We start from the raw sequence: 25,086 nt of genomic DNA, 5'->3' as shown, positions 1-25,086 counted from the left end.
CATGGATGAAAAGGACAAGAAACTCCTCATAACCCTGCTGGTGAGCACCGTCGTCGCGCTGGTGTTTCTCTACTTCGTGCGGCGCGTGGTGACGCCGTTCTTCCTCGCCTTCGCCATCGCTTACCTGCTCGACCCACTGGTGGACCGGCTGGAATCCTGGAAACTCCAGCGCACGCCCGCGGTGGTGGTGCTGATCGTTTCATTTTTCATCGTCGTGCTGGTGGCAGGGATCGTGCTCATTCCCATTCTGCAGGTGCAGATCCAGAATCTTGCAGAAAACCTGCCGGACTACCTGACTGTCATCAAGAACTGGATTCAACCGTATCTGCAGGATTTGGCAGGCATCGACCGCGAACGCATCGGCGAGGTCCTGCACGACAGCATGCAGAAACTCGGCCGCGTGCCGCTGGAACTGCTGGGTACGGCGGGCGGCTGGGTGTGGGGATCGATCACCGGTTTCGTCAACACGCTCCTGTTCGTGGTCAACCTCGTCATCATCCCCGTCGCCATGTTTTACCTGCTTCGCGATTTCGACGTCATCGTTGAGAAACTCGGCAAGCTCATCCCGCCGCGCTTCTACAAACAGACGGCGCAGGTGGTGACGGAGATCGACGACGTGCTGTCGCAGTTCGTGCGCGGGCAAATGATGGTGGCGACGTTCATGGCCATCCTTTACAGCGTCGGCCTCTATTTCTGCGGTACGCCGTTGAGTCTTTTGATCGGTATCATGGCGGGCTACGCCAACCTGGTGCCCTACCTCGGCATCGTGGTGGGATTCATCCCGGCGGTGCTGTTGACGTTTCTGCAGACGCAGGACTGGGTGCCGCTGATCGGCGTGGTGGCGGTGTTCGGCGTGGTGCAGGCGATCGAGGGCTTCCTCATCACGCCTTACATCGTGGGCGACAAGGTCGGCCTGCACCCGGTGGCGATCATGGTGGCGGTGCTGATCGGCGCGGAACTGTTCGGCCTGTTGGGAATCCTGCTGGCGGTGCCGGTGGCGGCGATCCTGAACGTCCTCATCCGGCGCGGCGTGAAGGTGTATCGCGAATCGGCCGCGTTCACCTGACCGTCTTCACACGTATTCGTAACGCATGGTGCGTCTCTGCGGCGTGTAGCCGCTGTCGGTGATGAGCCTGCGGATGGCTTCTTCGTCGAGGTGGTACACCGTGCCCGCGGCGGAGACGACGTTTTCCTCGAACATGGTGCTCCCCATGTCGTTGGCGCCGAAATAAAGCGCCATCTGCCCCACCTTCGGCCCCTGCGTCACCCACGACGACTGGATGTTCGGAATGTTGTCGAGGTAGATGCGTGAGACAGCCAGGGTCTTGAGGTATTCCCAGCCGCTGGTTTTCTTCGGACCGATTTCTTTCCGCAGGTCCGTGTTACCCGCCTGGAACGGCCACGGGATGAACGCGGTGAAGCCGCCGGATTTGTCCTGCTGTTCGCGCAGGCGGTCGAGATGCTCGATGCGTTCCGCGAGGGTCTCGACGTGACCGAACATCATCGTCGCGGTGGTCGGCAGGCCAAGGCGGTGGGCGATGTCCATCACTTCCAGCCACTGGTCGGTACTGCATTTTTTCGGACTGATGATGCGCCGCACGCGGTCCACCAGGATCTCCGCCCCGCCGCCGGGAATGGAGTCCAGCCCCGCCTTCTTCAGGCGCTCGATCGTTTCCTTTAAAGAGATTTTCGAAATCTTGCTGGTGTGCACGATCTCCGGCGGCGACAGCGCGTGGATGTGGATGTCGAACCGCTCCTTGATGCGCGACAGCAGGTCCTCGAAGTATTCGATCCTGAGGTCCTTGTGGTGCCCGCCCTGCATGAGGATCTGCCGCCCGCCGTGTTGCAGGATTTCGTCGATCTTCTGCGCGATGGTCTCGAACGGCAGAACGTAGGAGTCTTCCGCATCTTCCTTGCGGTAGAACGCGCAGAACGAGCAGTCGGTGACGCACACGTTGGTGTAGTTGATGTTGCGGTCGATGATGTAGGTGACGGCGTTGTCGGCGTTCTTTCGGCGCTGGCGCGCGAGGCGCGTGGCGACGTTGCCCAGCAGGGTCAGGTCGTTCGCCTCGAACAGGGCGACGCCTTCGTCACGGGACAGGCGGTGGCCGTCCAGCGCTTTTTGCAGGATCGCTTCGGCTTGGGAATCGGATGCGGTGGTGTTTGCGTTCACAGTGTACAGGGTGTTATTTGAGCGAGACGGCGTGCAGGCCGTCGATGCCGAGGTCGTCCATGCGTTCTTCTTCGGTGACGAGAAAGATGTGGTAGCCGAACTTGCTCTGTATCGGCCCGCCCAGCTTGCCGACGGGCGTGGCCATGGCGGCGTCTTCCAGCTCCTTGGCGTTGGAATTATATTCGAGAAATCCCAGGTCGCCGCCCTTGTCGCGGGTGCCGCAGGCGCTGTACTTCTTCGCCATCTTGGCGAACATCTTGTTCAGCAGTTTGGGGTCGTCGATGTCCTTCAACCCTTCGAGCAGGGTGTTGGCCAGATCTTCAGTACTCAACAGTATGTGGCTGACACGAATGGATCGCATGTCTATTCTTCCTTCACAAATGCCGCCGGGCGCATCACGGACGGCAGTGGGAGATTAACCGAAATTGTACCCCTTTTGACGGAATTCACAAGAGGGAATGGGATGGCCGGGCCGAGCCCGATTCTGAACTATCGAAATGAGGCCGGAATTGCCCGATTCCCTTCGGAAAAGCCGTTGCGGGTGGCAGGCCGAAAACCTATAATCCAAAGCGGATCAACTGCCTGGGGGCCTGCTTTTATGGAATACGGATTTTTGCTGGCCGGGGGATTCCTCCTCGGTTGCCTGCACGCACTGGACGCCGACCACGTCGCCACCGTGTCGTCGCTTCTCCTCGACCGCCGCTCGTTGAAGCAGACGGTGCTCCTTGCCCTGCGTTGGGCGCTGGGCCACAGCCTGACGCTCCTCATGCTCGCCGGACTCATCACCCCGCTCCGCGAAGTGTTTGCGCAGGTGAACCTGGGCGTGATGGAACGCGTCGTCGGGCTGTCGATGATTTATCTTGCCGTGTGGCTGGCCCTGCGTGAAGTCCGGCACAAACGGGATGCGCACGTGGACGCAGGAGGTGTGCCGCAGCGGTCCGGCTGGGTGCTGTTCGGCATGGGGGTGTTGCACGGAACCGCGGGCTGGGCCGGGGTTCTGATCCTTGTGCCGGTGGCGTTGTTCCAGTTCCCGGCGGGAGTGATCGGTTACATCGCGCTGTTCTGCCTGGGGATGATTGTGACGATGTCCGTGTACGCCGCGATGGTGAACCGCGTCACCGCGTTCGAACACGTCGCCCGCCATTTGGGGAAAATCCGTTACGCCACCGCCGCCGTCACCCTCGCCATCGGCACGCGGTTGGTGATGGCGATGTGAGAAAAACGGTTTTTAATCAAGTTCAATTTCCATCATGAATGAAAAGTCTTTTTAGCTTGCCGTTTTCAAAGTATAAGCTTGCATCATAAAAAGAGTCACTCTACGATCTCTTGTGTAGTCAGTATGGTAATCCAAACTTTTTACTTCATTTAAATTGTTGATGGGCTTGGAGCTTTCTGGCCATCCGTAGATGCCAATAACTTTTTCTATGCTGTCTCCTAGGGAAATCCCTTTGCCTGTTTTAAGGGAATGTATGGTCTTGTAATTACTACACTCGCCCCATAAATCTTTATCTTTAGACAAATCATAACTGCAAACCAAATTGTCCTCGCATAAACTAAAAATTATGAAGGTATTTTCTTTTTCGCTGAAATAACAAACCCCCTCATCGCTAAGTACTGAAAGTCCCTCTCCATAAACAGATTTTAGTTCTTTTAAATAGCTTGTTCCCAATTCGATTCCTGTTATTTTGCGATCTACAAAGTCGGGATATATCGGGTTGTCTGCAAAAGAAGGGTTGGTGAACAGACAAGAGAAGGTAAACGAAACGATAAGGGCAAAAAGCGAGGTTTTGATCGATTTGAAGGTTGTTGGTTGCAAAACTTCATTGTCCTCAATGGTTGGAAAACCGCTCGACTTCGATTTCCGCTTCGTGCCGGCGCATGCGTGCGGCGTCGTGGAGCGCCTGCATGCGTAGAAGAAAATCCATTTTCACGTCGAATGCCTTTTCCAGCCGCAGGGCCATCTCCGGCGACAGCCCGGTTTTGCCGTTGACGAGGTCGGAGAGCGTGGCGCGGCGCACACCGAGGACTTCCGCCGCGCGGCTGATGGAAAGCTCCAGTGGGTCCAGCACCTGCCGCCGGACAAACTCGCCGGGATGCGAAGGCATCATTGCAATGCGTGCCATCAGTGGTAATCCTCCAGATTCAAATCGTGTATTTCGTCGTTTTCGACCCGGAATGTCATTCGCCAGTTTCCGGTCACCCACAGGCTCCACTCGCCTTTGCGGCCGCCCGTCAATTTATGCAGACGCCACCCCGGCAACCGGGGCAAATCGTGCAGGGTGTCCACCAGCATCAATGCGGTCAGGATGTCGCGGATTTTCTCCACCCGATCTGCGGGAAGGCCCTTGGCTTCATTACGTTCCAGGAATCGTTTTAGACCCCGATGCCGAATCGACCTGATCTGCATTTATTGAGTGTACGCCAAAAGCGTACACTTGTAAAGGCTGGCTGAAAGCAAGAATCCCCCTGGCCTCTTTTTAAAAGGGAGGGACTATGAAAAATACGCTTCCATCGCTTCGATCAACCCCGCGACGGTATAGTCGCTGGCGGTGAGGTGGACGGGCAGGCCGTGGTCCCGTGCGGTCTTGGCGGTGATGGGGCCGATGCAGGCGACAGTGACGCCCTTCAGATGATCCTTCACCTTATCGCCGACCAACTGCATGAAGTGCTTCACCGTGGACGAAGCGGTGAAGGTGAGGACGTGGATCGATCCTTCCTGCAAACGCGCAATGAGATCGGCGGCATCGGTGTCCGGCAATACCGTGCGGTACGCCGGGCAGACATCGACCTCGATCCCCATCCCGCGCAGTGTGTCCGGCAACGTCTCCCGCGCCACCGCGGCGCGCGGCAACAACAATCGTTTTCCCTTCAAGTCTGCTTTTCCCAGCGTTTCGATCAGCGACTCGGCGACGAATTTCTCCGGCACCGCCTCGACGGGGATGCCCAGGTCCGTCACCGCCTGTTCGGTTTTCGGCCCGATGGCGAACAGGCGCAGTCCCTTGAGGTCGCGGATGTCGCGTCCGGTATCCCGCAACCTCTGCATGAAACAGCGCACGCCGTTGGTGCTGGTGAAAATGAGCCCGTCGTAGTTTTCCAGTTCGCCCAGCGCACGGTCGAGCGGCTCCCAGCTTTCCGGCTCGAGGGTCTCGATCACTGGAAACAGGTACGGCTCGGCGCCGCGTTCGAGCAACGCCTGCGAGAAATCGTCGGCCTGTTCTTCGGCGCGGGTGATGACCACCGTCTTGCCGAACAGCGGCAGGGTCTCGAACCAGTCCATGTGCGGTTTCAGGTTCACCACCTCGCCGACGATGGTCAGCGCCGGCGGTTTGATCTCTTCTTTCTGCGCAATGGCGACGATGGTGTCGAGCGTGCCCGTCCAGGTTTTCTGCCGCGGCGTGGTGCCCCACTGGATGACGGCGATCGGCGTCTTCGGGTCCTTGCCGTACTTCATTAAATTTTCGCTGATGCGTTGCAGTTTGCGCGCGCCCATCAAAAACACCAGCGTGCCCGCGCGGCTGGCGATCTTTTCCCAGTCGATGTGGAGGTCTTCCTTGCCTTTTTCGTTGGAACCGGTGACGACGGAGATGGTGGAGGAGAAATCGCGGTGGGTGAGCGGGATGCCGGCGTAGGCACTGACGCCGGTGGAGGCCGTCACCCCCGGCACCACTTCAAACGGGACGCCTGCTTTTTGGAGGGCGACGCATTCCTCGCCGCCGCGCCCGAAAATAAACGGGTCGCCACCCTTGAGCCTGATGACGATGTTGCCCGCCTTTGCCTTCTCGATCAACATGGCGTTCATGGCGTCCTGCGAGAACGTCACCTGGCCTTCTTTTTTTCCGGCGTAGATGATCTCGGCGTGTTTCGGCGCAAAGGAGAGCAGGCGCGCGTTGGCGAGGTAGTCGTAGATGACGACATCGGCGCGTTCCAGCCACGCCTTGCCTTTCAGCGTGAACAGGCCGACGTCGCCGGGTCCGGCGCCGACGAGGATCACCTTGCCTTGATTGCGTTCTGCACTCATTGTGTTTTGCTTTCCATCAGGTTGGACAGCGTGGCGAACTCTTCCAGCGACAGCGTCTCGCCGCGGCGCGCCGGATCGATCCCGGCGTCCTCGATGCCCTGCCAGGTGAAATCGAAATGCTTTGCCAGGCTTTTGAGATTGTTCTTGAGCATCTTGCGTTTGTGGAAGAACGCCGCGTGCACGACGTGGAAAAACGTTTTGAGGTTGTCCACCTCCACCGGCGGTGCCGAGCGGGGGACGAGGCGGATCACCGACGAGTCCACCTTCGGCGGGGGATCGAAATTCTTTTTGCCGACTTCCATGATGCGTTCGACCTCGCAGTGAAACTGCGTGAACACGGTGAGCGAACCGTAGTCGCGGCTTCCCGGTTGCGCCACCAGCCGGTCCACCACCTCGCGTTGCAGCATGAGCGTCATGTTGGCGATGTGACTGCCGTAGTGGATGAGGCGTTTCAGGATCGGCATCGCCGCGTAGTACGGCAGGTTCGACACCACCTGGAAGCGCCCGCCCGCCTGGCTGTAATCGTACACCAGCGCGTCCCGCTGGTGCAGATCGAATTTGGGATTCGACTTGAACCGTTTGTTGAGCAGGTGGCAGAGCTTGGGGTCGATCTCAAGCGCAATCAGTTTGCCGCACCGTTCGAGCAGGAGACCGGTGAGGATGCCGGGGCCGGGGCCGATCTCGATCACCGTACCGCCGTCCTCGATCTGCGCGTGTGCCACGATCTCCTCCGCGATGGCGGGATCGGTGAGGAAATTCTGTCCGAGCGAGCGTTTTTTTCTCATGAGGCGGCGTGCGCGGTGGGGGAGAGTACCGCCGCCATGCGCAACGCTTCCACCAGGCTGTCGGCGGAGGCGATGCCCTGTCCCGCGATGTCGTACGCCGTGCCGTGATCGACCGAGGTGCGCAGGATGGGCAGGCCGAGCGTGATGTTCACGGCGGAACCCATCGACGCCATCTTGATCGGGATCATGCCCTGGTCGTGGTACATGGTGACCACCGCGTCGCACGGCGTTTTGTGAATGCGCCCGAACAACGCGTCGGCGGAGTGGGGTCCGGTGACATCCATGCCCTCGGCACGCAGAGTATCGAGCGCGGGCACAATGGCCGTCGCTTCCTCGTCGCCGAACACACCGCCGTCGCCACAGTGCGGGTTGAGTCCGGTCACCGCGATGCGCGGACGTTCGATACCGATCTGCGTCAGCCATTTGTGCGTGACGCGCAGGATGGTCTCGACGCGTTCTTTCGTGATGAGCGCTTTCACCTGCTCCAAGGGCACGTGCGTGGTGGCGAGCACCACGCGCAGGTTGCCGCCCGCCAGCATCAGCCCCACGTGCTCGGTGCGGGTGAAGTCGGCGAGCATTTCCGTGTGACCGGGGTAAAGATGCCCGGCGAGGTGAATGGCTTCTTTATTGATAGGTGCGGTGGTGATGGCGTGGACTTCATTCGCGACCGCGAGATCGACGGCCTTGCGGATGGCCTCCACCGCCGCCCGGCCGCTTTGTGCCGACGGTCGGGCCATCGGCAGATCGGCGGGTACGTGGGCGCAGTCGAGCACGTCGAGTTGATTTGCTTCAAAGCGTGCGTCTTTCGGACAGGTGACTTTATGAACGGTGACCGCCGGGTTGTATTGTTGGAGGTGACGTTCGACGGACGCCGCGTCGCCGATCACCAACGGACGGCAGAAATCGAGCACGCGGCCCGGCAGGGCCTTGGCGATGATTTCGGGACCGATCCCGGCGGGATCGCCCAGCGTGACGGCAATGAGAGGGCGTGTTTCCAAGTCAATGAATCCTTCCAGGACGGTGTGCTTTAAATAAGAGGAGTGGGAATAAAGCAAACACGGCCCGGGGGCCCGGGCCGCGGCTTTTTGTATTACTTGATCTTCTTGATCGACGCTTTCTTCCCGTTCGGCAGACGCGGTCCGCCTTCCAGAATTTCGCGGCTCACCGCGCTTTCATACTCCTTGAAGTTTTCGACGAACTGGGCGGCAAGTTCGCGCGCCTTCTCATCGTACGCCTTCGGGTTCTTCCAAGTGTTGCGCGGATTCAACACCTCCGCCGGAACATCCGGACAGGATGTGGGCACGTGGATACCGAAGATCGGGTCCGGCCGCGTCTCCACACTGCTCAGCTTGCCGTCGAGGATGGCGTTGATCATCGCGCGCGTGTGCGCGATGGACATGCGCTCGCCGACGCCGTAAGGTCCCCCGGTCCAGCCGGTGTTCACCAGCCAGCAGTGGACGTGATGGTCGGCGATGCGCTGGCCGAGCAGGTTGGCGTACACCGACGGGTGCAGGACCATGAACGGCGCGCCGAAACAGGTGCTGAACACGGCGGTGGGCTCTCGGCTCATGCCGCGCTCGGTGCCCGCAACTTTCGCCGTGTAACCGGAGATGAAGTGGTACATCGCCTGCTCCGGCGTGAGTTTGGCGACAGGCGGCATGATGCCGTAGGCGTCGCAGGTCAGCATGATGACGTTTTTCGGATGGCCGCCGCGTCGGTCTTCCACCGTGTGCGCGATGTGGGTCAGCGGGTACGCCGCGCGGGTGTTCTCCGTCAGGCTGGCGTCGTCCAGATCCAGCCGCCGCGTGGTCGGGTCCATCACCACGTTTTCCAGAATGGTGCCGAAGCGCCGCGTGCATTCGTGAATATCCGGCTCCGCTTTCGGGTTCAGGCGGATGGCCTTGGCGTAACAGCCGCCCTCGAAGTTGAACACCCCTTCCTGGCTCCAGCCGTGCTCGTCGTCGCCGATCAGCTTGCGGTGCGGATCGGTGGACAGCGTGGTTTTGCCGGTTCCCGACAGGCCGAAGAAAATGGCGGTGTCGTTGTCTTCGCCCATGTTCGCGGAGCAGTGCATCGACAGCACCTTGTGACGGTGCGGAAGCAGGTAGTTCAGTACGGAAAAGATGGACTTCTTGATCTCGCCCGCGTAGTGCGTTCCGCCGATCAGGATCAACTGCTTGCTGAAGTCGATGATGATGAACGTTTCCGAGTTGGTGCCGTCGATCTTCGGCACGGCCTTGAAATTGGGCACGCCGATGATGGTGAACGCCGGGCTGTGGTTCTCCAGTTTCAGGCGGTCCTTGATCTGGATGAACATGTTGCGCGCGAACAGGCTCTGCCACGCGTATTCGGTGATGACCCGGATGTGGAGCTGGTATTTTGGGTCCGACCCGGCCATGCAGTCCTGCACGTAAACGTTTTTGCCCTGCAGGTAGGCGAGGACGCGCTCGTAAAGGGAGTCGAACTTGTCCATGGCAAACGGTTCGTTGACCTTGCCCCACCAGACGTTTTCCTGGCTGGACGGCTCCTGCACGATGAACCGGTCATTGGGCGAACGGCCGGTGTGCTCGCCGGTGGTCACCACCACGGGTCCGAGGTGAGACAGGTGCCCTTCCTGGTTCCGGATGATGTGCTCGTACAGCTCCGGCGTGCTCAGGTTCCAGAAGCTCTGTTTCACGTTGCGGATTCCGTGGTGCTCCAATCCGACTTTATGTTTCAATATTTTCTGCGCCATTATGGTTCACTCCCTTGTTGTAAGTGAGTAAAGGTTGGGTTTGAGGAAATTCACCGTTCGGAAGTGCTGGAACGGACGGATTTCATAGGGAAAATTGGGAATTTTTAAATTCTTCTCATGGTATCATAGAGGCGGATCAAAGAAAAATTTTTGTAAAAAATGATCCAATCGGGCAAATTTTGGAAAAAAATTCCCCTGTAACGCCTCTCTATTCTGTCCGGGCTATGAGTTCCCAACCGACGAAAAATCAGGGATCGGGCGAGGATTTGAAGGTGCTGGCCCACGCCCGCAGCCGGTACAACGACATCTTCGTCATCCAGAGCGGGACGCACCGGGAAATGTGGTTCCGGGGCAACGGCGACTTTTTCCTGCAAAGCCGCATCGACCCCGCCCGGCCCCAGGACCTGGTGCTGGTGTATTCGCGGTTGACCATGGCGGCCCTGCTGTTCCGGCCGCCCCTCAAGCGGGTGCTCGTTATCGGGCAGGGCGGCGGCGTGCTGCCTGCGGCGCTGGCGCGCTGGTTCCCGGGTTTGATTATCGACGTTGTGGAGATCGACGCCAAGGTCACGGCCCTGTGCCAGCGATTCTTTTTTCCGCTCGACCAGAAAGGCGTGACGGTGCACACCGAGGATGGGCGCAGTTTTCTGGAGCGCACGCAGGGGAAGCTTCTTTACGATCTGGTGATCCTCGACGCGTTCAAAAGCGGGTCGATCCCGTTTCACCTGAAGACAGTGGAGTTTTATGAACGTATCCGCGGTGTGCTGTCACCGGACGGGGTGGTGGCGACGAATCTGTACGGGCCGAGCAACGAGCACAAACCTTCCGACTGGAAAACCTTGACCGCCGTGTTCGAACACCTGTATTTTTTCGAGGACGAAGAAGGCCGCGCCACGGTGGCGGTGGGCACCCGTGATAAATCCCGGATGACCGCCGACGTCCTGAAAAAACGCGCGGCGGCGTATCCCCGGCCTCCGGGCATGAACCTGGACCTGGTCCACCTGGCCGAACGGTGGGTGGAACCCGACTTCACATCGCCATCGGCACGGGTGTTCGTGGATGCCATCCAGGGAAGCGACCTCAAACGCATCATCGACAACAACAACCGGCTCGACCCCGTGGGCAAGGTTCCCTACACGCTGGTCAACTTGCATTGACCCGCTCCGGACCGTTGCGCTGGGTGCGGTTCTCGGCGACAATACGGGAACTCATCATCAATCGTTAAACATTCCTATCAGGAGGTGGCGTCGCTATGATCGACGAGTTGAAAAAGCAGCATCGCGAACAGGTGAAACGGATCGAGCGGATCAGGGGGTTTCTTTGACGTCGATGACAAACTGAAAGAAATCGAAGACCTCGACGCCAAAACCGGCGCGCCCGATTTCTGGAACGACAACGAAGCCGCGCAGAAAATCCTGCAACGCCGCGCCTCCCTCCAGCGCACCGTCAAGGTGTACCAGGACCTCATCAAGCAAAGCGAAGACCTCGACGCCATGCTCGACCTGATGGAAGAGGAGAAAGATCCGTCCATGGAAGGCGAGGGGCAGACCCTGGTGAACGACCTCGAGCAGGCGCTCACCGAAGCCGAACTCAAGGCGATGCTCTCCGGCGACAACGACGGCAACAACGCCCTCCTCAACATCAACTCCGGCGCCGGCGGCACCGAGTCGCAGGACTGGGCGCAGATGTTGCTGCGCATGTACCTGCGCTGGGGCGACCGCAACGGCTACAAATCCGAAGTGCTCGACATGCAGTACGGCGAGGAAGCGGGCATCAAAAGCGCCACGGTGAACTTCGTCGGCGATTACGCTTACGGATACCTCAAAGCCGAGATCGGCGTGCACCGCCTCGTGCGTATTTCCCCTTACGACGCCAACAAGCGGCGGCACACCTCGTTTGCGTCGGTGTTCGTTTTCCCGGAAGTGGCGGAGGACATCGACGTGGAAGTGAAAGACGACGATCTCAAGATCGACGTGTACCGCGCGTCGGGTCCGGGCGGGCAGGGCGTCAACACCACCGACTCCGCGGTTCGCATCACGCACATGCCCACGGGCATCGTGGTGCAGTGCCAGAACGAACGCTCGCAGCACAAGAACAAGGCGTCGGCGATGAAGGTGCTGAAGTCCAGGCTGTACGAAATCGAGCTTGAAAAACAGGAAGAGGAAAAACGCAATCTCGAAAAAGGCAAGAAGAAGATCGAGTGGGGAAGCCAGATCCGTTCCTACGTCCTGCATCCGTACCAGCTGGTCAAGGACCTGCGCACGCAGGTGGAGATGGGGGATGTGGAATCGGTGCTCGACGGCGACCTCAATCGCTTCATCGAAGCCTTCCTCATGAACGAAAAGGCGTCGGCGTGACCGATACCCCCTTCAGGGAAAAGGGGGAGTGAAAATATGAAACCCATATTGCATCCATCGCTGGTGAACGATCCGCTGGGCGACCCGGGCCTGTTCGTTCGCTTTTTGTATGAAAAGCGCGCGCTGCTGTTCGATCTGGGCGAAATTCACCGCATCGCCAATGTCGATCTGCTGAAAGTGAGCCACGTGTTCGTCAGCCACACGCACATCGACCACTTCATCGGCTTCGATCGGCTGCTCCGCATCGCCTTCGGCCGCGGCCACACGCTCCGCCTGTTCGGGCCGGAACACTTCATCGCCAACGTCGAGGGCAAGCTGGCGGGCTTCACCTGGAACCTGGTGGACCGCTACGAGGAGTCGATCGACATCGAAGTCACCGAAGTGCACCCCGATCAATTGAAGGTCGCAACCTTCCGCGCCATCGACCGCTTCCGGCGCAGTAATGAAACAACGCGCCCGTATGAAAACCGCGTCATCTGGCAGGAACCCGGGTTCACCGTGCAGGCGTCGATCCTGGAACACCGCGTGCCGTGCCTCGGTTTTGCGCTGAAAGAATCGAAACACCTCAACATCAACAAGGACCGGCTGGAGCAGATGGGCTTCACCCCCGGCAAGTGGTTGAACCAGCTCAAACAGGCCGTTCTCGAAGGCCGGCCGGAGGACACGCCGATCGAGGTGCCCACCGGACCCCGTGGCCACGCCACGCCGGAGAAGCGCACGCTGGGCGAACTCCAGCGTGAGCTGGTGACGGTTACGGAAGGACAGAAGATCGCCTACGTCGTTGATACCGTGTACAACCCGGAAAATGCGGAGCGCATCGTCGAACTCATCAAAGATGCCGACGTGTTTTACTGCGAGTCGCCGTTCATCGCGGAAGAAGAAGAGCGCGCGCGTGAGCGCTGTCACCTGACGTCCAGGCAGGCGGGGCTCCTCGCCCGCGCGGGAGGAGTGAGGGAGTTGCGTACCTTCCATTTCTCACCGCGCCACACCGACGCCGTCGAGCAACTCCAGAAGGAAGCGCAGGACGCGTTTCTGGGTCAGTGACCGTTCCCCGGTCATCCTTCCTTTTTGTTTTGAATCAACGAAGCAGGGACTGGTACAGGTGGAGGGTTCGCTGGGTGATGTGGTTCCAGCCAAAGTGGTCACGCACCTGCGCGCGGATGCGGTCGCGGAACGCCTGCCGGGTCTCGGCGTTCGACAGTTTCATGATGCGGTCGCCGATGGTGTCCGGGTCGGCAGGCACGACGAATCCGGTCTCCCCCGAAACAACCAGGTCCTGCGTGAGTCCGGCGGGAGTGGAGACGATGGGCAGTCCGTACGCCGCCGCCTCCAGCAGGGGCAGGCCCAGTGTTTCGTGGCCGACGGGATACACGAACACGTCGGCGGCGCGGTAGAGCTGATCTAGATCTTCCCTTTCGTTGGCACGGTGGATGTGCAAACGATCCTCCACGCCCAGCACCTTGCCCAGTTTTTTGATCGACTCGACGTAGGCGTCGGCCCCGGGAGTGGGATCACCCCATTCCGCGAGGTCGATGGCAAACGGCACGGTGAGGTTCCTCGCCGCGCGCAGGATGAGTTCCAGCCGCCGGTTCGGGTGAAACTCTCCGACGTATAGCAGGCGGAGCGCGTTCCGCGTAGCCGGTGCGGGCGGCGGCGGGTGGATCACGTCGATTCCCGGTGGAATGATGTGAAGCCGTTCTGCATCCACCCCGATCTGCCGTGCTTCATCGTATTCCCCTTTCGATCCCACCACCACCGCGTCGGCGCGGCGGATCGCCGTCTTCAACGTCAACAGATCATGCAGGCGCGGCGGAAAGCCGTCCTTGTGCCCCGACCCAGGCAGGAGCGTGCCGTGGGTGCTGATGACGCATTTTTTCTCTTTAAAAGGGCAAAAAAAAAGCGGTGTCGGTGAGGAAGCTGCGGAACCCGTGCGCGTGGAGCAGGTCGAAGCGGCGCAGGTAACCGATGGCGCCCAGGCTGAATCCGTAACCCATCATGCCTGCCTGCACGGGAAGGCGGCGGATGGCCACGCCATCGACGATTTCCTTTTCCGGCAGATGCGGATCGGTGTGCAGATAGGTGGTGAGGATCGGCGAGGGCACGCCCTGCTTTTCCAGGTGACGCGACAACTCCCAAGCCTGACGGGAGGCGTCGTCCGCTTCCGGGAGGAAGGTTTGCAGGGTTCTCAGAATTCTCAAAGTTCAACCGGGAGAGGAGGGTTGAAAGCAAGGATGTGCACTGCCGGCATTCTACCGCAGGGGGCGGGGGCTGTAAACGGGCGAAAAAAAAGGAAGGGGCCGAAGACCCGGCGGGGACAGGGTGAACCGGGTCAACGGCCCCAGGTGGCCTCTCATCTCCAGTTTAGGGAAACTTGGAAAGGGAGATTACACTGCCTGAGGGGCCAATTCGTGTTTCGACCGGGCGCGCAGGGCTTTCTTCCGGCCCTGCGAGGCCTGGCGCACGCGCTGCGCCATCGTTTTCAGGATCAACATCAGAGCCTGCGGATTCTGCCGCACGGTGCGGAGCATCTCTTCCTTGGAAACGATGGCCACCACGCCGTCTTTCAGGGCGCGGACCGTGGCGTTGCGCGGGCGGCTTTCGATGACGCCCAGTTCGCCGAAAATGTCGTCGGGTCGCAGAACGTCAATGACCTCCACGCGGCCGTCCCGGTTGTAACGGGACACTTCAAACTCGCCTTTCTCGACCACGAAGATGAAGTCGCTTTGACTGCCTTCGCGGAAAAGAATCTGGCCTTCTCTTAGATATTGCCGGGTTTTCATGGTTTGAGTCTCCATACCAAATAGTCAGGTTGTACCAGTAAAACAGCAATTACCTTGCCAACCGGAGACTTAGAAAGACCAAAAATGAAGACATGTTGATAAATGGCCACTTAAAAGCAGGCGGCTGGCCACGAAAGTGCATATTCAGGCCCCCTATATGTATGATTTAAGATAAATATTATAAAAAATTTATAAAAATAGTTAAATTTTTAATGGCTCATGCATGGATGGGAGGTGCTGATTTGAATGGAGGAAATCGATGGGCTGGGAGGGGGGAAGGGGATTCAGTCTTTCAGCTCCCGGTTGATTTGCAGGATCATCTCGTTGAGGCGCCCGAAAAAGTGTTTATTGAAGTTCAGGGTCAGGCGGGGCAGGTTGGGCGCTTCCCCGGCACTCACCTCTTCCGGCAGGGCCTCGGATTTCTGGATCTCGCCGCGCAGGAGGATGTCCTTGTACTCGACGTTGAGGTCCTTGACCAGCGAGTCGGGGATGGGTTTGATGAAGCGCAGGACGGTGATATCGTGAACGTAGCGAAAGGAATGGTACACCGTGTAGTAGTCGAGGATGTAGTCGACCCCTTCCTCGACGGTTTTGACAATTTTGAACAGGCTCAGGTCGGCTTCCGAGATATAGCCGTTGTCGAGCAGCTCGTTCTGCACATAGGCTTCCCAGCGTTGCCAGTAGGTGTCGTCCTCCGCGTCGGCCAGCACGATGGGCCGGGGTTCGGTTTTTCCGGTCTGGAACAGGGTGAGGTTTTCGAAACCTTCATCGAGGGTGCCGAATCCGCCGGGAAACAACACGGTGGCGTCGGATTCCTTGATGAAAAACAGCTTGCGGGTGAAGAAGTATTTGAACGACATCAGTTTCGGGTCGCCGTGGATGTGGCGATTGGCGCGCTGTTCGAAGGGCAGGTCGATGTTGATGCCGAAACTGCGATCGGGTCCGGCCCCGGCGTTGGCCGCCTCCATGATGCCGCCGCCCGCTCCGGTGATGATCATCATCCCCCGGTCGGCCAGTTGTTCGGCGAAGTCCCGTGCCATCAGGTAGTTGGGGTCTGTGTGGGAAGTGCGTGCGGAACCGAAGATGACCGCCTTGCGGGAATCGCGGTAATCCTCGAAAACGCGAAAGGCGTGACGCAACTCCTTTAATGTGGTATTCATGAGTTTGTAATCGCCCCGGTCCTGGTGTTCCATCCCGACCTTGATCACTGTCGTCAGCATTTCGCGGAACAGGTCGCGCAGGGAAGGATCGGTGCAGAATTCCTGCAGTTGGGCAATCAACTCCTCGGCTTTGGGGTCTCCTACGCTATAATGGTTCTTGGACATCCACGAACTCCAGCAACCGGACGCACCCGGTCAACCGCAATGAAAAAAGAGGAAATACCTTATCATGAATGATTCTCGCAAGGAATCTGAAAAGGAAGAAACGGGCATGAGCGATGCCAACACCAAGATCCTTTTGTACTCGATCATTGGTATGCTGGCGCTGGGGTTCCTGGCGGTGATGTTCGTCATCGTTCCCTGGTTGTTGCACGATGACTCCCCGTCCTGGAAACAGATTTTGATTGATGATTCCATTGTGCTCGTCACCATCGCGATGTTCGTTTACGGTTTTTACATGAACACGAAGATCCATTGACCCCGTCCCCGCCGCATTCCTTGCCTGCGGCCTGCAACCTGTTCAACCCAATTCAAAATCACGGAGCAAGCAACATGGCCAAATCCTGTTCGTTTGATATTGTGTCCGAAGTGGACCTGAGTGAAGTGCGCAACGCCGTCAACCAGGCGATGATGGAAATCCGCCAGCGGTTCGATTTCAAAAACAGCAAGAGCAACGTAGAGCTGGAAGAAAAAGAAAATCGGCTGGTGTTGGTCTCCGACGATGAGATCAAGCTGAAGTCCGTCGTCGACATCCTGCAGGGCAAGCTGATCAAGCGCAAGGTGCCGATCAAGGCGCTCGACTACGGCAAGGTGGAAGCGGCGGCAGGCGACACCGTGCGCCAGTACGTTGTCCTGCAACAGGGCATCCCGCAGGACAAGGGTAAGGAGATCGTCAAGTTCATCAAAGGTCTCAAGGTGAAGGTGCAGGGACAGGTGATGGACGATCAGGTGCGCGTGACGGGCAAGAGCCGCGACGACCTGCAGGAAGTGATCGCAGAGCTCAAGGCGAAGGATTTCGACATCGCCATGTCATTCACCAATTACCGGTGAGGTTTTGACCGGAAGCAGGTCGGGACGCCGGAGCCGCATCACCAACACCCCCAGGATTGCCAGCGTCAACACCGTACCGCACAATCCCAGCACCCCCTCGCCGATGTAAAACGTCACCGCCAGGTTGAACAGCAACACCCCGAAGTAGAGTGCCGGTCCCAGCAGCGCCTGGTACGGTACCTCGCGCTGGCCCGCGTCGCGGAATCCCGGCCGGCTTTCCAGCCAGCGGTTCACGCGTGTGAACGTGAAGAGGATCGCCGCCCCGGTGATCACCCAGCCACCGAAGTTGGTCAGCGGAATGTTGAAGTACTCCCCCTCCTCCTGGTACGTGTAGATCTTGCCAAGAAACCAGCGGTCGCCGCGAAACGCGACGGGATCGATCACCACGTCCATCAGCATGAACAGCACCGCTCCGGAAAACACCACCTTCAACGAATGATGTACCTTTGATGTGTCGCCGAAACGGATGTCCCAGCCGTTTCGCTTGAGCGGTGCAAAAAGGAACAACGCCATGGTGTAAGCGACGTAGGTCAGGAACGAATACGACAGCGAATCCATGAACGGCACGTTGGCAATCCACAATTCCTGGTCGCGGGTGGTGTCGATGTAACTGTAGTAACCGTAGGGGAAACCGTTGCGCGTCGAAGAATATTCACTGAGAAAGGCGATGCAATAGGCAATGACCGTGAACAACGCCGCGCGTTTGGCGCCGAAGTGCCAGACCGCGAGCGTCAGGTAGATCGCGAGGAAGACAAACACGTAGGGCCGGAGCAGGACCGTCCCGATCAGCAGGTTGAAAGTTTCCATATCAGGTCGTGTGGGTGCAGATTCAGCGGGCGAGCCCGTGTTCGCGCATCCAGTGAACGGCGTCGCTCAACGCCTGTTTCACCGGGTTCTGCGGCAGCCCCAGTTCCCGGACCGCCTTCGAAGCATCAAAGTACATGTGATATTTCGCCATCTTGACGCCGCCCAGCGGCACGGCCGGCGGCTTGTGCGTGATGACGTTCGACACCGCGTCGCACACCCACCCCGCCGTGTACGCCACCCAGTAAGGCATCTGCACTTTCGGTGCGGGAATGCCGGTGATCTTCGACAGCGTGTCGAGAATTTCCTTGAGCGACATGTTGCGGTTGCCCAGGATATAACGTTCGCCCACCTTGCCGCGTTCTTCCGCCAGCAGGTGGCCGCGCGCGCAGTCGCGCACGTCGATCAGGTTCAGTCCGGTATCGAGGTAGGCCGGCATGTTCCCGTTCAGGAAATCCTGGATCACCTTGCCCGTCGGCGTGGGTTTGATGTCGCGCGGTCCCACCGGTGCACTGGGGTTGACGATGACCACCGGCAGACCGTTCTGTGCAAACTCCAGCGCCACCTGTTCCGCTTCCCACTTCGACCGCTTGTAATCGTTGCAGAGGGTGGCTTCGTTGAACGGAGTGGTTTCGTCGCCGGGTGTTCCGTTGCCGGTGAGGCCGATGCAGCCGACGGTGCTGGTGTACACGATGCGTTGGAGGTCCGCCTGCCGGGCGGCATCCAGGATGTTGCGCGTGCCGGTGACGTTGATGTCGTACACCATCTTGCGGTCGCGGCTCCACAGGCTGTAATAGGCGGCTGCGTGATAGAGCGTGTCGCACTTGTCGAGCGCGCGTGCCAGGGAATCCGGATCGCGCAGGTCGCCGTGCACGACTTCCACGTCGAGTCCGGAAAGGTTGCGCAGGTCCGAGCCCTGCCGCACCAGCACCTTCACCGTGCGGCCGGACAGGATCAACTCGCGCGCGATCGCCGAGCCGAGAAACCCTGTAGTTCCTGTTACCAGTGTTTTCATTTTGGATTTGAAGTGGTCACGCAGATTATGGAGGTTCCCCTTCCTCTCATGAAAGGGCAGGGGGTGGTTCTGCAATGCCTCTTTTTAAAAGAACACCTCGACATCCGCCTCATCGCGCAACTTGGAAACCAGCTTGTCCTTTTCTTTTTTACTTCTTCTTTCAGCAGGTGGTTCAGCAGATCCGTCTTCACCTGGTCGAGCGGCACCACTTCCTCCGGGAGCGCCGCATCCAGGCGCAGGATGTGGAATCCGTACTCACTGCGCACGATCCCGGACGTCTGCCCCGGTTTTAATTTGGAGACGACCTCGTAAATTTCTTCCGGCATCTCGTGCTGGGCCATGGTACCCCATTTGCCGCCGTTCTGGCGCGTTTCTTCATGCTCGGAATATTCTTTGGCGACGTCTTCAAACTGCTTGCCGGATTTGATTTCATTCAACGCGTTTTCAATTTTATTGCGCGCGTCGGTTTCCACCATGCCCTGGAGTTTGTGAAAACGCTCCTGGAGTTTCGGGTCTTCCGGTTCATTTTTCTTCAGGGCGGCGGTGAAAATGTGTGAAAACTCCCAGCGCGGCGGTTGCAGGAACTGTTCCCGGTTTTCCTCGTAAAATGTTTTCACGGCCGCATCCGAGACATTGGCTTTGGGCGCGAGCCGGGTACGCGTGACCTGTTCTTCCACCAACTGACGTTCGATACTGGTCTGCAGGAGGCCCTCGTTCAGCCCCTGCACGTGGAGCGCGCGTTTGAATAATTCTTCCGACGGAAACTGGCTTTGGATTTTTTGAATCTCACCCTGCACGGTCTTTTCATCGACGGTGATCCCCCACGCCTTCGCTTTCTGGAACAGCAGTTCCTGTCCGATCAGGTTGTCGAGGGCTTCTTTGGAGTACTCGGCTTCCTGCTTTGGGCTCACGCGGTGGCCCTGCTGCTGGTGAAACATCTTGTACATCTGCACCTGGCTGACCAGCATGGTGCCGGGGATTTCCTTGCCGTTGACGGTGGCCACGATGGGCGGCACGAGGCGCCCGTTGATTTCCATGCGCGCCTCTTCAGGCGCATGGCTGTCCGCCACCTGAGCGATGGACACGTGGGGCCACAAAAGCAGAGCCGCAAGCAGAAGAGGGAGCAGAAGTCTGGAAGGGGTCTTGAAGTGCATGTCAATTCCTTGGAGGTTGATGAATGAACAATGTGCGAAACGGGCCTCGGCGGCATTCAGGCCGCGGCTTGGCCCGGTCCCGGCGGCACGACCGATTCTGTGTTGAAAATCGTGAAGGGACGGGCAGGGCGGATCGCCCGTTCCGAGGTTGCGCGGGTTTACCTGCGTGCAGGATCCGGCGCAACGGGTTTTCGGCTGCCACTCGGGGTGGCTTGAAAGAGCATGGACTCCATTATAGGCCGTTTGGACGCTTCTGTAAAACGGTGCCCCGACCGGGCAAAAAAAATCCCCCGGGCGAAACCGCCCGGGGGATGATGATGCGAGGTTGAAGAACGATCAGAACTTCAGGTCCAGCTGAACGTAACCCCAGTTGGCGGAACCGTCAACAATTCCGCCCTGTCCTGCAGACCGGGATACACGCGGGTTGACCAGGATGAAACCCGGGTCCGCCCAGTAGTTGGAATACCCAGCCGTCATGGTCAGGTTCGAGCTGTACTTGTGGACGAAGGTGATGTCCAGCTCGCGTCCCAGATCGATGTTTTCAGCCGGGGTTTTAAAGTAGTGAAAGTCCGCTTTCACGGTCCAGTTGGCCGCGGGCTTCATCGACGTTTTGATGGCGATGTCCTCGAGGCCGAGGTACGACGTGTCACCACCGGTCGCGTTCAGGTACGTGTCCATGTACCCGTAGAACTTGTGACCGGTGTCGTACAGGGTGTCAAAGGTACCCCAGATGCCGTCCTGAATGTCCTCGGAGTCCGTACCGGAGAGCCGGTCGTACCACAGGGTGACGGAAGGGGTCCACATGACGTTCTTGAAGGTCTTGCCGAGACGGGCGCCGATCATATACGCGCGGCGGTCAACACCGGAGCCACCGCCCTTTGTGTAGGCGGCCAGGTTTGCGGCGGAAACCACTTTTCCCGTAGCCGGCATGGTCGTCGCGATGCCTTCCGCGCGGCCACCCTGGAAGTAACCTTCAAACCGGTAGTCGAAACCACCGGCGTTGCCGGCGATGCGACCACCCACGGTGATCATCTCGTTGTCCGGGTTGCCGGCAGACGTGCCGGAACCGTTCCAGGAGTTGTCCACCGTGATGACCAGGTACGGAGAAATCACCGCGTTCGGAACCATGGTCTTGATGTTGCCCCAGAACACGTGGTCTTCCCGGTCACAGTTGTCACTCAGGTCGCCAGCGCCGAATCCGGTGCCACGGCCACAAGTACCCTGACCCAGCAGGCCGCCTGGGCCGGCACCACCGAGGTTGATCGGTGCGCCGGCGCTGTTGCCACCTACAGCAAACGGTACGGAACCATTCGCTTCAATGGCCTTGATGAAAATATACGAAAACATGTTGTCGCCATGGTGGTGATCCAGGCGAATCGCATCCGCGGACTGAGCGCCCGTGGTCCAGCCGGTGTTGCCGAACAGGCGGTGTCCGTCCAGAACGACTTCCTGCCGACCGATTTTCAGGTCAGCGGGCATGCCGAAAAAGTCCTGTACGGTGAAATATGCCTGGTGGAGACCGACATCAACGAGTCCGTCGGCAGGAACTGCGGCATTGCGGGGTCCGGGAGCGGGACCGGGGATGAGACCGCCGGTGCCGGCACCGTAAACGCCACGGGCCTGGAACTGGATGAACGCCCCGATTTTGTCATCGATGTTGACGTCGGCGTTCAGTCGAATGCGTGTCAGGAAAAAATGGGTGGGATCGGTTTTCTTGTCGAAATCGTTTTGCTCAAAAATCTCGTATCGGGGTCGCATTTGACCGCCGAACTTGACACTTGCCGCCTGGGCGACCATGACGCCGGCCAGTAAAACGGCCACCGCCGCCGCGCCTGCGGCTAAAAGTTTCCTTTTCATGCTTACCTCCTCCAAGTAAGGAAAATGGAACTTATTTGACTCTAGGTATCAACGCTTATATGGGAAGCTCCTTGACCTTGAGCGAACTTTTCTCGGGTATTGCGGGGTGGGGTCCTCCTCTTTTGAATGGTTGGTCTGTGGGATCACTTCCAGTCATAGACGAACAACGTCGTCATTTTTTCGTCCCGGAAGAGGCCGCCCTTGTCGGCCACGGTGGCTACGTGGACTTGTTGTCTGCGGGAGTCCTTCGTACCCACCACCTGAAATGCGGCCAGGTATCCCTTCTGTTTATTTGTTTCAAACACCGTCTCCAACCCCTCCTTGTTGACGGCGATGAAAGCCAGACTGCTGCTGTTGATTACGACGAGTTCTGACAGCCAGTTGCCGCCGAACCGATGGTTTTTCGGTACCAACAGGAAGCGCTGGTTCCTTTTTTGGACCGGGACCAGCCTGCCTTTGTATCGGACGGGCCTGGGAACGTAAGGATCTGTAAAGTCAACATAAGGTTGGTCTTTCAGCCCCACTTCGATCTGCCGCGGGTCGTGTCCGTAGTAATCCTCTGATTTTACTAGCAGTTTTCCATCGGTCGAATATACCCTTAAATTGTAATTGTTGTCAAGGACAATTATTTCAATGGATTTGTCGAAATTCGTGTCCTCCAAAGTCACTCCGTAGAGGGTCGTTTGCTGGTTCAAAAACCGCTCAAAGCCCAGCTTTGCACCTTCCTTGTAGGTATTATTCCTATAAACCATTGTGTGGACTTCCGACCCGAATGGTTCCTCGACTCCGGGCCGCTGGGTGAGGAGGCGCGGGACTCCCTTGTAGGAACGGATCACCCGGAAATAGCGGTTGAGGCCGGTGGCGATTTTCTCGAATCGGGTCTGGCCCGGCACCTGTTCGAGGATGAAGCTCTCCAGCTGTTGCCCCACCTGGTTGGTGACAAAGATTTCGGCGCGGCCGTTGCCGTTGATGTCCGCCACGTCCACGGTGAGGAACCGGTTGAACTCCGCCGACACGCGGATGGTGCCGATTTTCTCGTACTGTCCTTTGACGAAGCGGTAGATCATCACCCGGTTGCGGTCGATGAACACGAACTCCGGCTCGCCGTCACCGTCGAGGTCGCCCACATCCATGTCCGCCAGCACGAAATCGAAATCCTGTTTGCCGATGAACTTCACCAGCCCCAGTTCCTTGGCGGCTTGCGACTGGGTGCCGCTCTCGGGCGTGGCCAGTGCGGTCATTTCATCGAATACGACGCGCGCTTCCTGCAAAACGGCGCCATCCTCCACAGCCACCACGCGGTAACGGAGCACCGTCTGGCCCTGCACGGTCTCCACCCTGGACAGAAGAAGCAGGTCGAAGGTGATTTCCTTATTCAGTCTGGCCAGCACCTGCGGGTTCATGAGGTCGGCGGCTTGCAGGCCCTGGTCCAGCATCCACGCCTGCACGCCGAAGGCAGGCACTTCCATGCGCGGACGCTTTTTGAGCGAACGCTCGATGGCCAGGCCGACCGCCTGCGTGTCCAGCGACAGGTCCTCCGCCTGCAGAACCGGCGCAGACAGGATGACCATCTTGCGGAAGCGGCTCTCGACGCCGTCGCCGTTCTGAATGGGTTCGTTGGTATTCAATGTGCGTGCGACGGAGTAGTTGGTGCGCACCTCGGTCACCTCGATGAGGCCGATGTCGGTTTCCTTACGGCCGATGACCTCGCCTGTCACCGGGTGCACGATCTGTTCGCCGTAACGGATGACTTTCAGCCGGTCTCCGGAGTGGATGGGCTGGCCCTTTTTGAGGTCGATCAGCACCTCGCCGTTTTCCACCGACAGCACGATGCCCTGGATGTCCGGGAACTGGGCCTCGATCTGTTCCGCCATGCGGTCGAAACCCGTGGCGGCCGACAAGGGCGACGCCCAAACGGACATCAGGAGTAATATGGAGAAAAAAATGTTTGAAGTGCGGGAGTGGGGGAGAAAGTTCGGCATCGGCCTCAGGTGTTCAGGAGTTGGACGGTGACCCGATCGCCCTTCCGGAGTTCGCTTTTCTCCAGCGGGAACACGAGCAGGCCGTTGGCGGCGACGGTGGACTTGAGCACGCCGGACCCCTGCTGTTCCGCGGGGGTCACGGTGTAGTCGCCGCCGTCCCAGGAGACCACGGCGCTCATGAAATGCACCCGGTCGGTTTTTTCTTGATGGTTTCCGTAAGCGTCGCCTGCACCGTCTGCGGGCTCAGGTCGCGCGCGCCCATCATCTTCTTGATCGATGGACGAACGAACTGCTCGAACGACACGAACGAGGACACCGGGTTGCCCGGCAGACCGAACACCGGCTTGCCGCCGATGTTGCCGAAGGCGAGCGGTTTGCCCGGTTTCATGGCGACTTTCCAGAACACCATCTCGTTGCCCATCTTTTGAAGGCTCGCCTTCACCAGGTCGTAATCGCCCACCGACACGCCGCCGGAGGAAAGCACGATGTCGCTCTCCAGCGCCCACTCGAATTTTTCGAGCAGGTCCTTTTCGTCGTCCTTGGCGATGCCCATGTAACGCGGCACGCCGCCCGCCGAGGCCACCTGCGCCATCAGCATGTAACCGTTGCTGTTGTAAATCTGCGACCCTTCCGGCACCTGGTCGAGATCGACGATCTCGTCGCCGGTGGAGAGGATGGCCACCGTGGGTCGCTGGCCGACGGTGACGCTGGATCGGCCGCACACCGCCATCATGCCCACGTGCGCCGGGGTGATGACGCCGCCTTTCGGCACCACCACGTCGCCGGTTTTCACGTCCTCGCCTGCGAGACGGATGTTCTCGCCGACCGTTGCCTTGTCCTTGGCGAATACGAAGCTGCCGTTCTTGTCCGTGTCTTCCTGCATCAGCACCGCGTCAGCGCCGGGAGGAATGGGGGCGCCGGTCATGATGCGGATCGCCTGGTTGGATTTCAATGTGATCGTGCCGATGGACCCGGCGGCGACTTCGTCGACCAGTTCCAGCTTCACCGGGCTGTCCGGGGTCGCCGACTGGATGTCGTTCGCGATCACCGCGTAGCCGTCCATCGCCGAGTTGTCGAGCGGCGGGTTGTCGCGGCGGGCGGTGATGTCCTCCGCCAGCACGCGTCCCAGCGCTTCGGTAATGGAGACCTTTTCCAGTCCTTTGGGTTGGATTTTGGCGAGGATGCTGGCGAGCGCCTCGTCGACGGTGATCATGCCCATT

The 25,086-nt window shown here is 59.0% G+C and carries 26 protein-coding genes and 1 pseudogene; 7 read left to right on the top strand and 20 right to left on the bottom strand.

Annotated features, from left to right (window positions below; translation table 11 throughout):
- Position 1: 1 nt before the first annotated feature.
- Positions 2-1,066 carry an AI-2E family transporter gene (locus TX82_RS01350; RefSeq protein ID WP_005005453.1) on the top strand — a complete coding sequence of 355 codons (1,065 nt, stop codon included), beginning with the start codon at positions 2-4 and terminating at the stop codon, positions 1,064-1,066.
- A gap of 6 nt (positions 1,067-1,072) precedes the next feature.
- Here TX82_RS01350 and mqnC read toward each other — a convergent pair whose 3' ends face one another.
- Complete coding sequence (gene mqnC, locus TX82_RS01345) at positions 1,073-2,173, bottom strand: cyclic dehypoxanthinyl futalosine synthase (RefSeq protein ID WP_005005452.1); 1,101 nt, start codon at positions 2,171-2,173, stop codon at positions 1,073-1,075.
- 13 nt (positions 2,174-2,186) lie between these two features.
- Entirely contained in the window at positions 2,187-2,534 is a 348-nt protein-coding gene (locus tag TX82_RS01340; RefSeq protein WP_005005450.1) for a peptidylprolyl isomerase, read from the bottom strand.
- A 237-nt stretch (positions 2,535-2,771) separates the two neighbouring features.
- Between TX82_RS01340 and TX82_RS01335 the strand changes: the two genes are divergently transcribed.
- Positions 2,772-3,389: a HoxN/HupN/NixA family nickel/cobalt transporter gene (locus TX82_RS01335; RefSeq protein ID WP_005005448.1), complete on the top strand. Its 618-nt coding sequence runs from the start codon at positions 2,772-2,774 to the stop codon at positions 3,387-3,389.
- Between the two features lie 51 nt (positions 3,390-3,440).
- Here the strand turns inward: TX82_RS01335 and TX82_RS01330 are convergent, their stop codons facing one another.
- From TX82_RS01330 to pckA, 7 genes are all read right to left on the bottom strand, one after another.
- Positions 3,441-3,989 (bottom strand): hypothetical protein, encoded by a 549-nt coding sequence (locus TX82_RS01330; RefSeq protein ID WP_005005446.1) that lies wholly within the window; start codon positions 3,987-3,989, stop codon positions 3,441-3,443.
- Positions 3,990-4,002: 13 nt separating this feature from the next.
- On the bottom strand, positions 4,003-4,296 hold the full coding sequence (locus TX82_RS01325; RefSeq protein WP_005005443.1) for a HigA family addiction module antitoxin: 294 nt from the start codon (positions 4,294-4,296) through the stop codon (positions 4,003-4,005).
- Complete coding sequence (locus TX82_RS01320; RefSeq protein WP_005005441.1) at positions 4,296-4,580, bottom strand: type II toxin-antitoxin system RelE/ParE family toxin; 285 nt, start codon at positions 4,578-4,580, stop codon at positions 4,296-4,298. Before TX82_RS01320 ends, TX82_RS01325 begins: the two co-directional genes overlap by 1 nt.
- A gap of 84 nt (positions 4,581-4,664) precedes the next feature.
- On the bottom strand, positions 4,665-6,191 hold the full coding sequence (gene cobA, locus TX82_RS01315) for a uroporphyrinogen-III C-methyltransferase (RefSeq protein ID WP_005005439.1): 1,527 nt from the start codon (positions 6,189-6,191) through the stop codon (positions 4,665-4,667).
- On the bottom strand, positions 6,188-6,976 hold the full coding sequence (gene rsmA / locus TX82_RS01310) for a 16S rRNA (adenine(1518)-N(6)/adenine(1519)-N(6))-dimethyltransferase RsmA (protein WP_005005436.1): 789 nt from the start codon (positions 6,974-6,976) through the stop codon (positions 6,188-6,190). The genes cobA and rsmA overlap by 4 nt, the downstream gene beginning before the upstream one ends.
- Positions 6,973-7,974 (bottom strand): 4-hydroxythreonine-4-phosphate dehydrogenase PdxA, encoded by a 1,002-nt coding sequence (pdxA, locus tag TX82_RS01305; RefSeq protein ID WP_042250255.1) that lies wholly within the window; start codon positions 7,972-7,974, stop codon positions 6,973-6,975. Before pdxA ends, rsmA begins: the two co-directional genes overlap by 4 nt.
- Positions 7,975-8,066: 92 nt before the next feature.
- The gene (pckA, locus tag TX82_RS01300) at positions 8,067-9,710 is read right to left on the bottom strand and encodes a phosphoenolpyruvate carboxykinase (ATP) (protein WP_005005430.1); all 1,644 of its coding nucleotides are present in this window, start codon (positions 9,708-9,710) and stop codon (positions 8,067-8,069) included.
- 224 nt (positions 9,711-9,934) lie between these two features.
- Between pckA and TX82_RS14890 the strand changes: the two genes are divergently transcribed.
- The 3 genes from TX82_RS14890 (at position 9,935) to TX82_RS01285 (ending at position 13,108) form a co-directional block, all read left to right on the top strand.
- The gene (locus TX82_RS14890; RefSeq protein ID WP_005005419.1) at positions 9,935-10,864 is read left to right on the top strand and encodes a spermidine synthase; all 930 of its coding nucleotides are present in this window, start codon (positions 9,935-9,937) and stop codon (positions 10,862-10,864) included.
- A gap of 95 nt (positions 10,865-10,959) precedes the next feature.
- A protein-coding gene (gene prfB / locus TX82_RS01290) for a peptide chain release factor 2 (protein WP_144079050.1) occupies positions 10,960-12,064 on the top strand; the annotation gives its coding sequence in 2 pieces (ribosomal slippage) (positions 10,960-11,019 and positions 11,021-12,064; 1,104 coding nt in all).
- 36 nt (positions 12,065-12,100) lie between these two features.
- Complete coding sequence (locus TX82_RS01285) at positions 12,101-13,108, top strand: ribonuclease Z (RefSeq protein WP_005005414.1); 1,008 nt, start codon at positions 12,101-12,103, stop codon at positions 13,106-13,108.
- Between the two features lie 34 nt (positions 13,109-13,142).
- Here the strand turns inward: TX82_RS01285 and TX82_RS14885 are convergent.
- The 4 genes and pseudogenes from TX82_RS14885 to TX82_RS01265 all read right to left on the bottom strand — a co-directional run.
- A pseudogene (locus TX82_RS14885) lies at positions 13,143-13,934 on the bottom strand (glycosyltransferase family 4 protein); the annotation flags it as partial.
- A gap of 10 nt (positions 13,935-13,944) precedes the next feature.
- On the bottom strand, positions 13,945-14,262 hold the full coding sequence (locus TX82_RS01275) for a glycosyltransferase family protein (protein WP_005005412.1): 318 nt from the start codon (positions 14,260-14,262) through the stop codon (positions 13,945-13,947).
- Positions 14,263-14,448: 186 nt separating this feature from the next.
- Positions 14,449-14,844: a cyclic nucleotide-binding domain-containing protein gene (locus TX82_RS01270; protein WP_005005411.1), complete on the bottom strand. Its 396-nt coding sequence runs from the start codon at positions 14,842-14,844 to the stop codon at positions 14,449-14,451.
- A gap of 284 nt (positions 14,845-15,128) precedes the next feature.
- The gene (locus tag TX82_RS01265) at positions 15,129-16,169 is read right to left on the bottom strand and encodes an LOG family protein (RefSeq protein ID WP_005005408.1); all 1,041 of its coding nucleotides are present in this window, start codon (positions 16,167-16,169) and stop codon (positions 15,129-15,131) included.
- A gap of 64 nt (positions 16,170-16,233) precedes the next feature.
- On the opposite strand from TX82_RS01265, the gene TX82_RS01260 reads away from it, so the two are divergent.
- Both TX82_RS01260 and TX82_RS01255 read left to right on the top strand, forming a co-directional pair.
- Entirely contained in the window at positions 16,234-16,482 is a 249-nt protein-coding gene (locus TX82_RS01260) for a hypothetical protein (RefSeq protein WP_005005406.1), read from the top strand.
- A 74-nt stretch (positions 16,483-16,556) separates the two neighbouring features.
- Positions 16,557-17,054 (top strand): YajQ family cyclic di-GMP-binding protein, encoded by a 498-nt coding sequence (locus TX82_RS01255; RefSeq protein WP_005005403.1) that lies wholly within the window; start codon positions 16,557-16,559, stop codon positions 17,052-17,054.
- Here TX82_RS01255 and TX82_RS01250 read toward each other — a convergent pair.
- The 7 genes from TX82_RS01250 to TX82_RS01220 form a co-directional block, all read right to left on the bottom strand.
- A complete protein-coding gene (locus tag TX82_RS01250) occupies positions 17,034-17,861 on the bottom strand; it encodes a carotenoid biosynthesis protein (protein WP_005005401.1) in 828 nt (275 codons plus the stop codon). The genes TX82_RS01255 and TX82_RS01250 overlap by 21 nt on opposite strands.
- Positions 17,862-17,883: 22 nt before the next feature.
- Positions 17,884-18,873, bottom strand: coding sequence for a hopanoid-associated sugar epimerase (hpnA, locus tag TX82_RS01245; protein WP_042250249.1), 990 nt, complete (start codon positions 18,871-18,873; stop codon positions 17,884-17,886).
- On the bottom strand, positions 18,870-20,027 hold the full coding sequence (locus tag TX82_RS01240) for a peptidylprolyl isomerase (RefSeq protein ID WP_005005396.1): 1,158 nt from the start codon (positions 20,025-20,027) through the stop codon (positions 18,870-18,872). Before TX82_RS01240 ends, hpnA begins: the two co-directional genes overlap by 4 nt.
- Before the next feature lie 336 nt (positions 20,028-20,363).
- Positions 20,364-21,884, bottom strand: a complete 1,521-nt coding sequence (locus TX82_RS01230) for an alginate export family protein (protein ID WP_005005394.1) — start codon at positions 21,882-21,884, stop codon at positions 20,364-20,366.
- 143 nt (positions 21,885-22,027) lie between these two features.
- The gene (locus TX82_RS01225) at positions 22,028-23,785 is read right to left on the bottom strand and encodes an FG-GAP repeat domain-containing protein (protein ID WP_187291886.1); all 1,758 of its coding nucleotides are present in this window, start codon (positions 23,783-23,785) and stop codon (positions 22,028-22,030) included.
- Positions 23,786-23,871: 86 nt separating this feature from the next.
- Positions 23,872-24,045, bottom strand: a complete 174-nt coding sequence (locus TX82_RS15565; protein WP_084603901.1) for a hypothetical protein — start codon at positions 24,043-24,045, stop codon at positions 23,872-23,874.
- On the bottom strand, positions 24,042-25,085 hold the full coding sequence (locus TX82_RS01220) for a molybdopterin molybdotransferase MoeA (RefSeq protein WP_052338156.1): 1,044 nt from the start codon (positions 25,083-25,085) through the stop codon (positions 24,042-24,044). The genes TX82_RS15565 and TX82_RS01220 overlap by 4 nt, the downstream gene beginning before the upstream one ends.
- Position 25,086 lies beyond the last annotated feature (1 nt).

This window comes from Nitrospina gracilis 3/211 (genome assembly GCF_000341545.2).
GTDB lineage: Bacteria > Nitrospinota > Nitrospinia > Nitrospinales > Nitrospinaceae > Nitrospina > Nitrospina gracilis.
Note: the sequence above shows the minus strand (reverse complement) of the source record. Positions and strands in the feature narration are given on the sequence as shown.